Here is a 15728-nt window from a genome sequence, read left to right as displayed (position 1 = left end):
AATGACGCAATTATCGAGCGATAACCAGGGTTTCAACTCAGTTTACATGATGTTGGATTCCGGAGCGCGTGGTTCCAAAGAGCAGATTCGTCAGCTTTGCGGTATGCGTGGTTTGATGGCTAAGCCTCAGAAATCTGGTGGCGGTGGTGAGATTATCGAAAACCCGATTCTTTCAAACTTTAAAGAGGGATTATCCGTATTAGAATACTTTATTTCTACTCACGGTGCTCGTAAAGGTTTGGCCGATACGGCGTTAAAAACAGCGGATGCGGGTTACTTAACTCGTCGTTTGCATGACGTAGCGCAGGATATGATTGTAAATTCACCTGATTGTGGTACGTTAAGAGGCATGTATACTACTGCCCTTAAAGATAACGAGGATATCGTTGAGCCGTTATACGACAGAATTTTAGGTCGTACTTCGCTTCATGATGTATTCAATCCACTTGATGGTAAATTACTAGTTGGTGCAGGCGAAGATATCGATGAGGATATTGCAAAAGCAATTGAGCAAAGTCCGATCGAAGGTGTCGAAATACGTTCTGTATTAACATGTGAAAATAAAAGAGGTGTATGTGCACTTTGTTATGGACGTAACCTTGCATCTGGTAAACGTGTTCAAAAAGGTGAAGCTGTCGGTGTTATCGCTGCACAGTCAATCGGTGAGCCGGGTACACAGTTAACCTTACGTACTTTCCACGTGGGTGGTACCGCTTCCAACATCGCGGCTGAGTCTCAGATTCTAGCGAAGTTTGACGGGATAATCGAATTCGAAAATGTTCGTACAGTTGAGAACATTAACGATGACGTAGCTAACGAGATTGTATTAGGTCGTTCAGGTGAGTTCAAAATTATCGAGCCTAACACAGGCAAGGTTCTGATGACCAATAACATTCCTTACGGATCATTCTTGTATGTTGAGGATGGTGCAAAAGTAACTAAAGGCGACAGGGTTTGTTCGTGGGATCCGTACAACGCGGTAATTATCTCAGAGTTTGCCGGTAAGATTGAATTTGATGCTATTGTGGAAGGTGTAACCTACCGTGAGGAGTCAGATGATCAGACTGGTCACCGTGAGAAAGTTATTATCGATACACGTGATAAAACTAAAAACCCTGCTGTTAGGGTTGTAGATAAAAAAGGTGAATTGATCAGGGGATACAACATTCCAGTTGGCGCACACATTGCGGTTGACGAAGGTGATGCGGTAAGAACTGGTCAGATCTTAGTTAAGATTCCTCGTACTACAGGTAAAACCCGAGATATTACGGGTGGTTTGCCTCGTGTAACTGAGTTATTTGAGGCACGTAATCCTTCGAATCCTGCTGTTGTTACAGAGATCGATGGTGTTGTAACCTTAGGTGGTGTGAAACGTGGTAACCGCGAAATCACTATTGAATCTAAAGAAGGTGAAGTTAAAAAATACCTTGTTCCATTGTCTAAACACATCCTTGTACAGGATAATGACTTTGTGAAAGCAGGTATGCCATTATCTGATGGTTCAATTTCACCAGCTGACATCTTGAAAATTAAAGGCCCAGCTGCTGTACAGGAATACCTGGTTAACGGTGTGCAAGAGGTTTACCGTTTACAAGGTGTAAAAATTAATGATAAACACTTTGAAGTTATCGTGCATCAAATGATGCAGAAAGTTCATATCGTTGATCCAGGTGATACTATTTTCTTAGAAAATAACTCTGTTGATCGTTGGGACTTTATGATAGAAAACGATGAGATCTACGACAAAAAAGTTGTTGTTGATGCAGGTGACTCTAATAATGTAAAACCAGGTCAAATTCTTTCTTTACGTAAATTAAGAGATGAAAATTCTCAGTTAAAACGTAAAGATTTGAAACTGATTGAAGTTAGAGATGCAAGACCAGCTACAGCAAGTTCTATTTTGCAAGGTATCACACGTGCTTCATTAGGAACAAAATCATTTATCTCGGCCGCTTCCTTCCAGGAAACAACAAAAGTGTTAAACGAAGCTGCAATTGCAGGTAAACGTGATAACATGCTTGGATTGAAAGAAAATGTGATCGTTGGTCACTTGATTCCTTCAGGAACTGGTGTACGTGGCTATGAGAAAATCATTGTTGGTTCACAAGAAGAGTACGATAAATTATTAGCCTCGAAACAAGAAGAAGAAGTAGAAGCTTAATTATTTAATAGTTAATAAAAAGTCCCTTGACGGTAACGTTAAGGGACTTTTTTTTGTCCTCATTTTTTTTTAAAAATTTGGTTAGATGGTAATCCATGGAATTAAAAACTTAGTTTTGTGTTATGGAAGAACAAAAAAATGATAACCAAATTCAGATCGAACTAACTGAGGAAGTGGCCGATGGCATATTCTCTAATTTAGCGATCATTACACATTCCAACACAGAGTTTGTAGTGGACTACATTCGTGTGATGCCGGGCGTGACAAAGGCAAAAGTAAAGTCGAGAATCATCCTTACCCCAGAGCATGCTAAGCGTTTTGCAGCAGCTTTAGTGGATAATATTGAAAAATACGAAGCGGCGAATGGAAGAATTAAGATACAGACAGATGCTGCTAATCTCCCTTTGCAGTATGGTGGACCGAAAGCACAAGCTTAAAGCCTCGCTTCCACATAGGATAGGATGGCTGGATAGTCATTCGGTTCAAACCAGGCTGTCTCCGGGTCTTTGCGGAACCATGTAAGTTGCCTTTTAGCAAACCTGCGTGTATTTTGTTTTATGGCGTCCACTGCTTGTTCCAGCGTCGATTTACCTTCAAGGTACTCGAATAGTTCTGTGTAACCCACAGTATTTAACGCGTTCAGGTGTTTGTAGGGTAACAAAGTTTGTACTTCTTTGAGTAAACCTGCTTCCATCATTAAGTCCACACGGTGATTGATGCGTTCGTATAATAACGCGCGGTCAGTATTAAGGCCTATTTTAATCTGATTAAAAGGCCTTTTTTTTGTGCTATTGGTTTGGTAGGCGCTTAGCTTCTTACCGGTAGAGAGAAAAAACTCCAGCCCACGAATCATTCTTTGTGGGTTTGCCTGATCAACCCTTACATAAAATTCTGGGTCAACTTCAGATAGCTGCTGTTTTATGGATTCTATGCCCTCTTTAGCGAACCTTTCTTTTAGGGCGGCCCGAATGTTCAGGTCTGTATCAGGTAGCTCGTCCAGGCCATTGCAAACAGCGTTGATGTATAAACCGGAACCACCAACCATCACCAGTTGTTCATGCTTTTGGAACAAGACATCCATTTTAGCCAGGGCCTGGTTTTCAAAATCACCGGTACTGAAAAAAGTAGAGATGCTGTGTGAATTTATGAAATGATGAGGTACGGTGGCTAATTCCTCTTTAGAAGGTTTAGCCGTACCGATATCCATTTCTTTAAAAAATTGTCGCGAATCGGCAGAGATAACTTCTGTAGAAAAGTGCTGGGCAAGGTTTATGGCAAGGGCAGTTTTACCAATCGCCGTAGGCCCCACCACTACAATCAGGTTTCTCTTTAAATCCGACATGGGGCGTTAGTAGTCATCATCATTATCACTATAGCCCTGTTCTTCGTAATCATCTTCGTCAGAAAACTCATCGTCTTCTTTTTCCTCTTCATCATCGCCTGATTTTTCCTGCTCATTGATACCTGTACCACCCATAGCCTCCAGTTCTTCTGTATCTTCAGGTACAAAATCAAGTTCGTTCAGGAAATCAAATTCATTCGGCGCTGTAACAACAGCTGCTGCCATCGCTTCAGGGTTATTTTTATCGAAGATTTTAGGGGCAGCACCAACACTTTTGAATACATAGGGGTATTCAATATTTGGGTCAGTTTCAAGGATGATTTTAATCAGTTCTACATGGAAATCGAAAGGACGGTCAAAATTGTAGATATAATAGAATTTTTGATGTGGATCATCAATCAGGCTACTTAACTTCACATTTTCCATTAAACGTACACCACGATCGATCTTGCGTTGGTTTGGAAGATACGCAATTTCGTCGCCTTTAATCCAGTGATCAGTACTCACATAAAATGAAGATGGCTTTTCCGGATCATATCCTGTAGAACGGTGGATTGCGCGGTGTAAATCTTCAAATTTTTGTGTAGACTTGATATCAATCTCTCTAACCACTTCATCAAAATCCTCAAAACTTACTCTAAATCTATATATTGCCATGGGGAGCCCTTATTGCGTTTTAAAATGAAATAATAATATATCCTTTGTCAGGTGTTTATTCTTTTGGCCTAAGGCCATATTCCTCTGCTTTCTTTAGCATAAATTGTACCGCTTCGTCGTAAGAATTTTTTATTTCTCCTTCAAGAATTGCTTCTCTAATTGCGTTTTTAATTAAGCCTACTTCCTTACCTGCACTTAGGCCGAAATAGTTCATAATATCATTGCCAGAAATTGGCGGCTGCCAGTTTCTAATTTTATCACGCTCTTCAACGTCTTTTAATTTCTGCTTAACAAGTTCAAAGTTGTTACGGTATTTTTTTACCTTATACTCATTTTTTGTGGTCACATCAGCATTGCACAAGGTCATGAGGCTATCAATGTCTTCACCAGCATCAAAAAGCAACCGCCTAACGGCCGAATCAGTCACCACTTCCTGGGCCAAAACAATCGGACGTAAATGTAACTGCACTAATTTTTGCACAAATTTCATTTTTTCATTCATTGGAAGTTTCAGCTGTGCAAAGATTTGCGGCACCATACGTGCCCCTCTGTCTTCGTGACCATGAAAAGTCCAGCCATGTCCTTCTTCAAAACGTTTGGTTGCCGGTTTGGCAATGTCGTGCAAAATAGCTGCCCAGCGTAGCCAAAGATCATTGGTGTGCAAGGCAATATTATCCAGCACCTGTAAAGTATGGTAAAAGTTGTCTTTATGTCCTTTGCCGTTTATCACCTCAACCCCGTACAGGTTGGCCATTTGCGGAAAAATTATCTTTAATAAACCGGTGTCAAATAGGTAGTTGAAACCAACAGATGGGATAGGAGATAAAATAATCTTATTCAGTTCGTCGGTAATGCGTTCTTTAGACAAAATCGCAACACGGTCTTTTTGTTTTGAAATGGCCTTTAACGCAGCTTCGTCAATATTAAAGTTGAGTTGTGAAGCAAAGCGGATGGCTCGCATCATGCGTAATGGGTCGTCGGAAAAGGTAATTTCCGGATCTAGCGGCGTTTTTATCAAACGCGCATCCAGATCGGCTAACCCGCCGAAAGGATCAATCAATTCGCCATAGTTGGCTTCATTTAAAGAAATAGCCATTGCGTTGATGGTAAAATCCCGTCGTAACTGGTCGTCTTCAATGGTGCCGTTCTCAACAATTGGCTTCCTGGAGTCGGCGCGGTACGATTCCTTACGGGCACCAACAAACTCTATCTCCAGGTCTTTATATTTAAGCATGGCAGTGCCAAAGTTCTTAAACACAGCTACTTTAGTCTTTAGCTGTTTTCCTACGGCTTCGGCAAAATCTATACCATTCCCTAACACCACAATGTCGATGTCTTTAGAAGGCCTGTGCAAAAGAAGATCACGTACATAACCACCAATAACATAAGCTTCGCTATTATTCTGTGCAGCAACAGCGGCAAGCATTTTAAATACCGGATGGTTTAAGTGTTCTTCCATAGTTAATGCCCGAATATGCAGTTTGGGCTAAACGGTTAAATTTTTGTGCAAAAGTAGTAAAAGTTACCTTCTAATAAAGGAAAATTGACCACTAGGGCTTAATTTCATTATGGTGGAAGGTTTCTTTTGAACTCTTGATTCTTGTTCCCAATCCACTACATAATCTACAGCTGCCACTAAGTCTGGGTCAATCTCGTCAAAAATGGAAGGGGAGGGCTGGCCTGAAAAATTTGCGGAGGTAGAAGTAATGGGTTTACGGAAACGCTGGATCAGCGGTGTGCAGAATTCGTGTTTTACCACCCTGATACCTACACTACCATCAGCATTGATTACGTTTTTAGCAAGGTTTTTCGCGCCGGAAAAGATAATAGTTAATGGGTTCTCGGCAAATTCTATCAAGTCATAAGCTACATCAGGAATCTCAGTTACATAGCTTTGTAATTTACTGTCTGTATCCAGAAGGATAATAAAACTTTTATCTGCAGGGCGCCCTTTAATTTCATTAATTCTGGCCACTGCTTTTTCATCTGTGGCATCGCAACCTAATCCCCAAACTGTATCTGTTGGATAAAGAATCACCCCACCGGATTTTAACACGGCTAATGCTTTATCAATTTCTACTTTTAACATGATCAATTTATCTATTTATAATTTTTAAATAACAAGCCATCAACTGATTTGCCAAAATTTCATTGTCAAAACGCTGTACATATTGCAAACCGCTTTGAATCATATGCTCCTGCAGGTCTTTATTATCAAGTATGCGGTTCGCCTGTATGGCAAGTTCTTCTGCATTATCCGGAGAAATGTAAATACTATCCGGCCCGCCGGCTTCCTCCAGGCATGATCCTGTAGCTGCAATAACGGGTGTGCCTGAATACAACGCCTCAATAATAGGGATACCAAAGCCCTCATATAACGAAGGGTAAATAAATAGCGTGGCCAGTTGGTAGATTAAGGGAAGATCTTCAAAAGGCAGCCCCTCCAGAAAAATAACGCGGTCTGTCAAACCAAGTTTTTCCAGCTCCGATTTAACCAACCGGGCATAAGCCTGTTGTTTACCTACCACTACCAATTTATAATCAGGATTGATTGCCGGCAGGGCTTTAATCAATAACAACAGGTTTTTACGGGGTTCAATGGTGCCTACAATAAGCAGGAATTGATCAGGCAGGTTATATTTTTTTGTTACGGCCAGCTTTGAGGCCAATGGCGCCAACTGTTTAAAAGAATTGTCGCAACTTTGGTAAATGACCTCAATTTTCTGGGGATCAATGTTGTAATATTCGATAATATCCTGACGTGTACGCTCGCTGATGGCGATAATGTGGTCGCTTTTTTTACAGGCATACTCACTCTTACGGTTGTAAATGTAGCGGTCTATCGCTTTATAATATTGCGGGTAACGCAGGTAGATCAGGTCGTGTATGGTAACTACCGTTTTAAGTTCTGAGTTGGCAGCTAGTCCAATTGGTATTTCCTGACTTAACCCATGATACACGTCAATCTGATCCTTATGGAGTTGTTTTTTGATGCCGAAGCTGCGCCATAACAGCTTAATGGCGCCAGGATGGGGTAACTTCAGTCGGATTGAATCATCTGCCAGAAACGCTGCTATTTGTGGCTTATCTTTTACTTTTGGCGTGTAAACATAATAGTGGTTTTGAGGGAAAAAATGTGCAAGTTTCGCAATTAACGATCGGCTATAGTTTCCCAAACCGGTTAAGTTATTTGCTGCTCTCTTTCCGTCAAAACCAATATTCATTTATACAGCTACGTTATTTTCCCTTAATGCGTCATTAAGCGAGGTTTTTTTATCTGTAGACTCTTTACGTTGACCAATAATCAAGGCACAAGGAACCTGGTAATCGCCAGACGGGAAAGTTTTAGTGTAACTACCAGGAATTACTACTGACCGTGCAGGAACAATACCAACATATTCAATTGGGACTTCCCCAGATACATCAATAATTTTGGTAGATGCCGTTAATACCACGTTGGCGCCTAATACAGCTTCACGTTCAACGCGAACGCCTTCAACTACGATGGCTCTGGATCCAATAAAACAGTTGTCTTCAATAATTACCGGCGAGGCTTGCAATGGCTCCAATACGCCACCAATACCAACACCACCACTTAAATGTACATTTTTGCCAATTTGCGCACATGAACCAACAGTAGCCCAGGTATCAACCATGGTACCCTCATCTACATACGCTCCAATGTTTACATATGATGGCATTAAAATCACCCCTTTCGCTAAATAGGCACCATATCTGGCTACCGCATTAGGCACTACACGCACACCAATCTCTTTATAATTGGTTTTAAGCTTCATTTTGTCATGGTATGTAAAAGGCCCTACCTTGATTTCTTCCATTTGCCTGATAGGGAAATAGAGAATAACAGCTTTTTTAATCCATTCGTTCGTTGCCCACGAGTTTAAAACTGGTTCAGCTACACGTAACTCGCCACTGTCCAACTGCATGATTACTGTTTCAATCGCTTCATAATATTGTGAAAACTCCAGTAAACTTCTGTCGTCCCAGGCGGCTTCGATTAACTTTTTTAGTTCTGTTATCATTATATATTTTTATTTTTATACAAAATAAACGAAATTAATGTATCCAACGATGTTTTCTTGCGTAAATTTGAATATTTATGGCTGAACAGGAAAAATTAAGGATCGATAAATATTTGTGGGCCATCAGGCTTTTCAAAACACGCAGTTTGGCAACCGAAGCTTGTAAGGCGGGAAGGGTGAAGTTAAACGGACAAAACGTGAAGGCTTCTTCAGTTGTTAAACCAGGTGATGTATATCAGGTGTCAAAGGGGCTTGAAAGGAAAGTTATTGAAGTGGTGGAGTTGCTGTACAACAGGGTGGAATCGAAAATTGCGGTCACCAAGTACAAAGATCTTACGCCCAAAGAAGAAACCCTTGCCTTTAAATCGGCTTTTCATGGGTCTGTGCTTACCCGAGACCGTGGTACGGGGCGGCCAACCAAGAGGGACCGCAGGGAAATTGACGATTTAAATGAATCCAGGTTCGAAGATGAAAGTTAATATTCGGTCTTCATGGCCGACTGTTTCCAAAGTTTAAATGCCTCCTGGGCCTCCGACCTTAAAAGCTGGATAATTGGCAGGCTCCGTTGTTCCATCGGTTTCTCTAGTTCCTCATAGATGAAATTATCGTCAAACCCTATTTCGGCAGCGTCTACCTTGGTATTACCATAATAGATCGTGTCAATGCGCGACCAGTAAATTGCACCAAGGCACATGGGGCAAGGTTCACAGCTGGTATAAATTACACAACCCGTTAAATCAAATGTATTAAGTGCTGCACAAGCCAGGCGAATGGCCGAAACTTCGGCATGGGCCGTAGGATCGTTGCTACAAGTAACCAGGTTTCCGCTTTTAGCAATCACCTGTCCATCCTTAACAACTACGGCGCCGAAAGGGCCACCTATACTTTCCAATACATTTTGCTCTGCCAAAGAAATCGCTATGCGCATAAATTCTTCGTGTGTTGTTGGTTTATTCTCCATGGTCATCTAAAAACTAAGAACAAAAAAAATGCCCCGAATATCAGGGCATTTTAAATTCGGTATAAATTATTATTTCTTTTCTGGTTTGTAAGCTGCATTTAAGCCTACAATAACTTCGCTGGTTACATCTAAACTTTCATCAGCAAATAAAATGGCACTGTTCCCTTTTGAATAAGTCAACACCATTTTGTAACCTTTTTTCTTCGCGTATTCTTTCAAGTAGTCTGCAACTTTATCATACAATTTTTCCTGTTCAGTTGCTTGCTCACGTTGTAAAGCAGCACCGGCATTTTGTTGGTAAGTTTGTAACTCTTGTTGTTTACGGGCTAAACGCTCTTCAGTAGCAGCTCTTTGATCAGCAGCTAACGTAGGCTGTTGTTGTTGATATTGTGCCACTTCCCGTTGGAAAGCCTGAGTTTTAGAACCCATGTCTGCTTGTGCAGATTTTGTTTTTGCTTCTAATTTCGCCTGTAAATCTTTGAAGTACTGGTATTTTGTTAATAAAGAATCAGAGTTAACGTAAACTATAGCTTCTTTGGGAGCTACGGTAGCTGAATCAGCTTTTGTTGTCGTTGCAGCTGTGTTTTCTTTGTTTTGGCAAGAAGCCATAACAGAAACTATAGCAATTGCAGTCGCAAGACCGCTTAATTTTAGCGTGTTAATTTTCATGGGTATATTATCAGTTGTTAATCTATGCGTTTAGAAGTGTTTCTGCGATTTTTAAAAGGCTTTAAGGTCGGTAAATTTTAGCAAATATAAAATTTCAAATTAAGTATCCTAAAAAAGAGTGATTTTTACGGGGAAAAATGCGGTTTTTACGTCAAATAGTTATCCACATGTGCATTCGTTTGTGCTTAAATCGTTATTTTTGTCTTTAAATATTCAATGACAAATATGAACGAAGAACAAGATTCAAAGTCAAATTATTCGGCAGATAATATACAGGTTTTAGAAGGATTAGAAGCGGTGCGTAAGCGCCCTTCTATGTATATAGGAGACACGGGAACCAAAGGTTTGCACCATTTGGTATACGAAGTAGTAGATAATTCGATTGATGAAGCCTTAGCAGGTCATGCAGATACTATTCAGGTAAATATCCTGAAAGATAATTCCATTCGCGTGGAAGATAATGGCCGTGGTATCCCTACGGGCATTAACACTAAAGAACAAAAATCAGCCCTGGAAATTGTAATGACTGTATTACACGCCGGTGGTAAATTTGATAAGGATACTTATAAAGTATCTGGTGGATTACACGGTGTTGGGGTAAGTTGTGTAAACGCCTTGTCTACACACCTGAAAGCAGAAGTACACCGTGAAGGTAAAATCTGGGTACAGGAATACAATATTGGTAAGCCGTTATATGATGTTAAAGCTGTAGGCGAAACCGACAAAAGAGGTACCATTGTTACCTTTACACCTGACCCGACCATATTTACACAAACAACAGAATATAAGTACGATACCTTGGCTGCCAGGTTAAGAGAATTGGCTTATTTGAACAAAGGGATTAAACTAACACTTACCGACGAAAGACAAGAGGATGAGAATGGTGATTATAACACCGAGCTCTTCTATTCTGAAGGCGGGCTGAAAGAGTTTGTGCAGTTTCTTGATGGTAACCGTCCGTCTATAATTGAAGAACCCATCTATGTAGAGGGTATTAAAAATGGTATCCCTGTAGAACTGGCCTTGCAATACAACGACAGTTACGCAGAGAATGTGCATTCTTATGTGAATAATATTAACACCCATGAGGGTGGTACCCATATCGCTGGTTTCAGAAGGGGGTTAACCCGTACGCTTAAAGCCTATGCCGAGAAATCGGGGCTTTTAAAAAACCTGAAAATCGAAATTACGGGTGACGACTTTCGTGAAGGTTTAACGGCTGTAATTTCTGTTAAAGTACAGGAGCCTCAATTTGAGGGCCAAACCAAAACCAAACTGGGTAACACTGAGGTAATGGGTGCAGTAGATATCGCAGTTGGTGAAGCATTGAATAACTACCTGGAGGAAAACCCTAGAGAAGCCAAGCTAATCATTAATAAGGTTATTATTGCCGCTACAGCTCGTTCTGCAGCGCGTAAAGCCCGTGAAATGGTACAGCGTAAGAGTGTTATGGGTGGCTCTGGTTTGCCAGGTAAACTTGCAGATTGCTCAGACAGTGATCCGGAAAAATGCGAAATTTACCTTGTGGAGGGAGATTCAGCGGGTGGAACGGCTAAACAAGGCCGTGACCGTAATTTCCAGGCTATCCTTCCCTTGAAAGGAAAGATCCTGAACGTGGAAAAAGCAATGGAACATAAGATCTATGAAAACGACGAGATCAAAAATATGTTTACTGCCTTAGGCGTAAGTATTGGTACCCCAGAAGATGATAAAGCATTAAACCTGACCAAGCTTCGTTACCACAAAATTGTAATCATGACGGATGCGGATATCGATGGTTCACACATTACAACGTTGATTCTTACTTTCTTCTTCCGTTACATGAAAGCATTAATCGAAGCGGGTTATGTTTACATCGCTGCGCCGCCTTTATACCTGGTTAAAAAGGGTAAAGAGCAGGAATACTGCTGGAATGATCAGCAACGCGACATGGCTGTGCAACGTTTAAAAGGTGCCGGTAAAGAAGAGAGTGTACATATCCAACGTTACAAAGGTTTGGGTGAGATGAACGCAGAACAATTGTGGGATACTACTTTAAATCCTGCCAACCGTACCTTATTGCAGGCAACAATAGAAAACGCAGTAGAATGCGACCGTACTTTCTCCATGTTAATGGGCGATGAGGTAGCACCACGACGTGAATTTATTGAGCGTAATGCAAAATATGCGAAAATTGATGCTTAAAAATAAATAGTTATTTATATCTTGGAGAGGCCGGATCATTAACCAATGACCGGCCTTTTTTGCGCAGTGGAATTTGCTGGCGCAGGAAGTTTGCAGGATTTGGCTAGTTAAAGCGTTAGCATAGACATCATTCACTATAATATAAAACTATGGATATTATAAAAGCCCAAAGCTTTTGGTTTTCCTCGTGTTTAACTTATAAAATGTGCCACTCACTTTCGCTTCTCGTCCGCACCTCCTTCGCACCTTGTCTCACAAATCCGAAACCAGGTGCAAATGAGTAGCGACTAATGTACGCGCAAAGAAAGGGGCAATGATAACGTAAAGCCAAAGCCTGGTTTTAAGACAGGCGTATCAATTATAAATTGTTAGGAGGCTCGGGTAAATGATCAAAAGAGTGATAGTAATTTAAGTAGCTACTTGTGAAAGATAAGTCATTACTATTACAACAAAAAGTGTTTTCCAAACAAACCTGATAAATCATCGACTCGACTCAAAAGTTGTAAAAACCTATTAGCTATAATCTTCAATCAATACGATGAGATCATTTTCAAAATTGAAAATAGATTTACCCTTAAAAGTAATCCCTTCTCCTTTTTTTAATCCATTTGGTAGGTCAAGTGCTAATACAGCTTGATAGTCTATTGCTATTTCGACCTGTTGATGTCTGAATTTAAAATCTGTTATAACTTGTTTACGTTCGGTAAAAAAGGTGGTTGCTTTTTCTGCTTGGGATTTAAATACTTTAAGGCCGTTGGTCACTAAATCAACTTCTCCCTGAGTTAAATTCTTGAAGACAATTGCGGGGTGTAGTTTGTTTAGCATGCCGTCTATGTCAAAGTTATTATAGGCTATGATTTATAGTTCCACTATTTGCTGAAGACCACGAGCCATCTAACTACTTTTTTAATACCAAGTATGAGTTTTTATGTGAATGTATAAATATATTCTAGTTGCGGCAAGTGAAAGTTAAAAGCCCGTATCATATTAACTTACCGATTAAGGGCAAGGTAGAGGTTGATAAATGTGTTCACAAATTGTTTTGACCCTACCTTATTTAGCCTGCTGGATTGGGTTAATGAGAGTAATCTATATGGAAAGAATGTGTTAGATACTTCTTATGAGCTCCGGGCTGTTTTGGGAACGTACCAGAAATTGGCCTATTTAAAACGGGATAGCCTGGTCGTTTTAGGACCACAGTGCAAGGTTGATACTTTTTTTTTGTACGATGCTGCCCTGAATGAACAGAAACAAGCCAGGTTGCCAGACAGGGTGGTGCATCAGGCGATGGCAAATTATCAAACTGCATTGAACCTTTACAAAAGCAATGGACTAGGTCAGTAATTTTAGACTACATCAAATGAAATACAACGTTTCAATTAAGGTCTCTTTGTTCTTCTGTTCTGTTATAATCTTGAACAATACTACCAGGACACAAGGGTTAGATACGGCGTATCAGGAACTTGTAACGAATTATTGCCGGCCGGCTATTTCCCAGCTGCTGCTCTTGGCTGGCGTCTTTCAGCAGAGCCTTTCATGAAAGGTATGGAGTGGATAGACGACATGAAGCTTCGGGCAAGCTGGGGAATTATCGGTAATCAAACCGGACTCAGTAGCGACAATCAATTTGATGTCTATGTGTCCGATATTGAGCACTCCTATCCTATTGCAGGTGAAAATTCCAGTAAGTCGGACAGCTATATTCTCTCGAGAATAGGCGACCGGAATGCGAGGTGGGAGAAAAATATTACAACAAATATTGGTCTTGATGCGACCCTTTTCCAAAATGCTGTAAGCCTGACTATCGATCTCTATAAGAAGAAGGTAAGCGGATTGCTGGTGCAGAATCAAGCGGCTCTTACGGGAGGTTCTTATACCCAGCCGTATGTTAATGCTGGAGAGATGGAGAACAAAGGTATGGACATCGGGCTTTCTAAAAAAGGGCATATAAATGATTTTACATACGACGTGGGCGTTCTATTCTCCACCTATAAGAATAAGGTGACAAGGGTTCTTGACAATCCTTTAGCTGCATTACTAGGTGGGGAGGAGCGAGAAGGCTATGTGACGCGGACTGCCGTTGGTCAACCTGTATCAATGTTCTACGGTTATCAAATAGAAGGCTTCTTTAATACACAAGCAGAGGTTGATGCGTATGCCAGCACCAGTACTTCCTGGTTACCTCCGGCAGTTGGACGCTGGAAGATGAGGGATGTAAATGGTGACAACGTGGTTAATGCGTTGGACAGAACAATCATTGGAAATCCCCATCCTGATTTTCAAACGAGTTTCAATCTCTCAATTGGGTATAAGAAGTTTGACCTAAATGCCATGCTATTTTGGAACAAGGGAGGTGACATTTACAACCAGCAACGATATGTGACCGATTTCAATTCATTTAGTCAGAACAGAAGTTCACGCTTGCTATATGAGTCCTGGACTCCAGAGTTAGGTAATAATGCAAAACTTCCGAAACTTGATCTGCTGGATTCTTATTCAAATCAGGAAGTGACCAGCTATTACGTAGAAGACGCTTCTTACGTAAGGTTTAGGACCTTGCAGTTGGGTTATTCTTTTTTTCCAAAAGTCGGTTCTAAATTCAAGTTCGATAAAGTCAGGCTTTATGTACAGGGGCAGAACCTGTTCACAATTTCCAAATTTAGTGGTCTAGATCCGGATGCGAGTTTATCGGGAGGTGACCTTTCGATGGGCGTAGTGACGAGTTTAGCACCTACACCAAGACAAATTCTTTTCGGAATAAACGTTGGCTTTTAACAATAATCAAATCACTAACTTTTAAAATATTAAGCATATGAAAAGTAGATGTTTTATCGTTCTTGCGTTGGCCCTCTGCGGGTCACTTACATCATGCAAGGATGAGTTTCTAGAACAGCAGCCCGTTGGAGCATATTCAGAAAGTGTTTTAAACTCTCGCGAAGGAATAAACAAGACTTTGATTGGCGCATATTCCCTGTTAAATGGTCAAAATGACGGGATGGTAACCGCACCCGGGCAACTGTTATTTGGTAGCATTCGGGGCGGTGAGGCGAATAAAGGGTCAGATCTTTCTGACGGCGCGTCCAGACTGGAGTTTCAGCGCTTCGAAGTATCAACAGGAAATGAAAGTACAGAATCATTCTTTGCCTTTTACTTTGACGCAGTCTCAAGATGCAACATGGTTTTATCACTTCTCAATAAGGTAGAAGATTTAACAAGCGCAGAAAAAACACAAATAGCCTCAGAAGCAAGGTTTTTAAGAGGACACTATTATTTTATGTTGAAGCGGGCTTACCGGAATCTACCCTGGATTGATGAGAACTCATCGACGGTACTGGTACCGAACACCGATGCAAACGGAAAATACGTGGACATTTGGCCTCAAATTCAGGCAGACTTCGATTTTGCCCGTAAGAACCTCTTGGAGGGTAATCGAGACTTTGGTCGCGCCAATAAATGGGCAGCAGAAGCTTACTACGCCAAAACGCGCCTCTATATGGGAAATGAGGGGGATGGATCTGGTTATACGGATGCACTCAGCGTCTTGAATGATATCATGACCAACGGTAAAACGAACCAGATGGTTAAATATGGATTGTATAAGGATTACCACACGAATTTCGATGCCGATAGGGAGAATGGCTCAGAATGGGTTTGGGGTGTACAACATTCTGCCAACGATGGTTTGCCAGGTGTAAATCCGGCAAACGCAAG

At 41.0% G+C, this 15728-nt stretch carries 15 protein-coding genes and 1 pseudogene; 7 read left to right on the top strand and 9 right to left on the bottom strand.

Annotated features, from left to right (window positions below):
* Nucleotides 1–2161: pseudogene (locus ACR2F3_RS12310) on the top strand (DNA-directed RNA polymerase subunit beta'); the annotation flags it as partial.
* Between the two features lie 122 nt (nucleotides 2162–2283).
* On the top strand, nucleotides 2284–2598 hold the full coding sequence (locus tag ACR2F3_RS12305; RefSeq protein ID WP_432710272.1) for a DUF3467 domain-containing protein: 315 nt from the start codon (nucleotides 2284–2286) through the stop codon (nucleotides 2596–2598).
* Here the strand turns inward: ACR2F3_RS12305 and miaA are convergent.
* The 6 genes from miaA to ACR2F3_RS12275 form a co-directional block, all read right to left on the bottom strand.
* A complete protein-coding gene (gene miaA / locus ACR2F3_RS12300) occupies nucleotides 2595–3503 on the bottom strand; it encodes a tRNA (adenosine(37)-N6)-dimethylallyltransferase MiaA (protein ID WP_432710271.1) in 909 nt (302 codons plus the stop codon). The genes ACR2F3_RS12305 and miaA overlap by 4 nt on opposite strands.
* Before the next feature lie 6 nt (nucleotides 3504–3509).
* Entirely contained in the window at nucleotides 3510–4160 is a 651-nt protein-coding gene (locus tag ACR2F3_RS12295; RefSeq protein ID WP_432710270.1) for an IS1096 element passenger TnpR family protein, read from the bottom strand.
* A 55-nt stretch (nucleotides 4161–4215) separates the two neighbouring features.
* On the bottom strand, nucleotides 4216–5619 hold the full coding sequence (locus ACR2F3_RS12290; RefSeq protein WP_432710269.1) for a CCA tRNA nucleotidyltransferase: 1404 nt from the start codon (nucleotides 5617–5619) through the stop codon (nucleotides 4216–4218).
* A gap of 63 nt (nucleotides 5620–5682) precedes the next feature.
* Nucleotides 5683–6249, bottom strand: a complete 567-nt coding sequence (locus ACR2F3_RS12285; protein ID WP_432710268.1) for an L-threonylcarbamoyladenylate synthase — start codon at nucleotides 6247–6249, stop codon at nucleotides 5683–5685.
* Between the two features lie 7 nt (nucleotides 6250–6256).
* Nucleotides 6257–7384 (bottom strand): glycosyltransferase family 4 protein, encoded by a 1128-nt coding sequence (locus ACR2F3_RS12280; protein WP_432710267.1) that lies wholly within the window; start codon nucleotides 7382–7384, stop codon nucleotides 6257–6259.
* The gene (locus ACR2F3_RS12275) at nucleotides 7385–8203 is read right to left on the bottom strand and encodes a 2,3,4,5-tetrahydropyridine-2,6-dicarboxylate N-succinyltransferase (protein WP_432710266.1); all 819 of its coding nucleotides are present in this window, start codon (nucleotides 8201–8203) and stop codon (nucleotides 7385–7387) included.
* A gap of 77 nt (nucleotides 8204–8280) precedes the next feature.
* Between ACR2F3_RS12275 and ACR2F3_RS12270 the strand changes: the two genes are divergently transcribed.
* Nucleotides 8281–8682: an RNA-binding S4 domain-containing protein gene (locus tag ACR2F3_RS12270; protein ID WP_432710265.1), complete on the top strand. Its 402-nt coding sequence runs from the start codon at nucleotides 8281–8283 to the stop codon at nucleotides 8680–8682.
* Here ACR2F3_RS12270 and ACR2F3_RS12265 read toward each other — a convergent pair.
* Both ACR2F3_RS12265 and ACR2F3_RS12260 read right to left on the bottom strand, forming a co-directional pair.
* Nucleotides 8679–9164: a nucleoside deaminase gene (locus ACR2F3_RS12265; RefSeq protein ID WP_432710264.1), complete on the bottom strand. Its 486-nt coding sequence runs from the start codon at nucleotides 9162–9164 to the stop codon at nucleotides 8679–8681. The genes ACR2F3_RS12270 and ACR2F3_RS12265 overlap by 4 nt on opposite strands.
* Nucleotides 9165–9233: 69 nt before the next feature.
* Nucleotides 9234–9833, bottom strand: a complete 600-nt coding sequence (locus ACR2F3_RS12260; RefSeq protein ID WP_432710263.1) for an OmpH family outer membrane protein — start codon at nucleotides 9831–9833, stop codon at nucleotides 9234–9236.
* A 225-nt stretch (nucleotides 9834–10058) separates the two neighbouring features.
* On the opposite strand from ACR2F3_RS12260, the gene gyrB reads away from it, so the two are divergent.
* Entirely contained in the window at nucleotides 10059–12017 is a 1959-nt protein-coding gene (gene gyrB / locus ACR2F3_RS12255; protein WP_432710262.1) for a DNA topoisomerase (ATP-hydrolyzing) subunit B, read from the top strand.
* A 513-nt stretch (nucleotides 12018–12530) separates the two neighbouring features.
* On the opposite strand, the gene ACR2F3_RS12250 is transcribed toward gyrB, so the two are convergent.
* Nucleotides 12531–12842 (bottom strand): nuclear transport factor 2 family protein, encoded by a 312-nt coding sequence (locus ACR2F3_RS12250; RefSeq protein ID WP_432710261.1) that lies wholly within the window; start codon nucleotides 12840–12842, stop codon nucleotides 12531–12533.
* A 201-nt stretch (nucleotides 12843–13043) separates the two neighbouring features.
* On the opposite strand from ACR2F3_RS12250, the gene ACR2F3_RS12245 reads away from it, so the two are divergent.
* From ACR2F3_RS12245 to ACR2F3_RS12235, 3 genes are all read left to right on the top strand, one after another.
* The gene (locus tag ACR2F3_RS12245) at nucleotides 13044–13361 is read left to right on the top strand and encodes a hypothetical protein (protein ID WP_432710260.1); all 318 of its coding nucleotides are present in this window, start codon (nucleotides 13044–13046) and stop codon (nucleotides 13359–13361) included.
* Between the two features lie 132 nt (nucleotides 13362–13493).
* Nucleotides 13494–14792: a TonB-dependent receptor domain-containing protein gene (locus ACR2F3_RS12240; RefSeq protein WP_432710259.1), complete on the top strand. Its 1299-nt coding sequence runs from the start codon at nucleotides 13494–13496 to the stop codon at nucleotides 14790–14792.
* 37 nt (nucleotides 14793–14829) lie between these two features.
* A partial coding sequence (locus tag ACR2F3_RS12235) for a RagB/SusD family nutrient uptake outer membrane protein (protein WP_432710258.1) occupies nucleotides 14830–15728 on the top strand: 899 nt, incomplete at its 3' end.

This window comes from Pedobacter sp. (genome assembly GCF_045627485.1).
Taxonomy (GTDB): domain Bacteria; phylum Bacteroidota; class Bacteroidia; order Sphingobacteriales; family Sphingobacteriaceae; genus Pedobacter.
The sequence above is the reverse complement of the archived record's forward strand: the minus strand, read 5'-3'. Positions and strand labels throughout refer to the sequence as shown.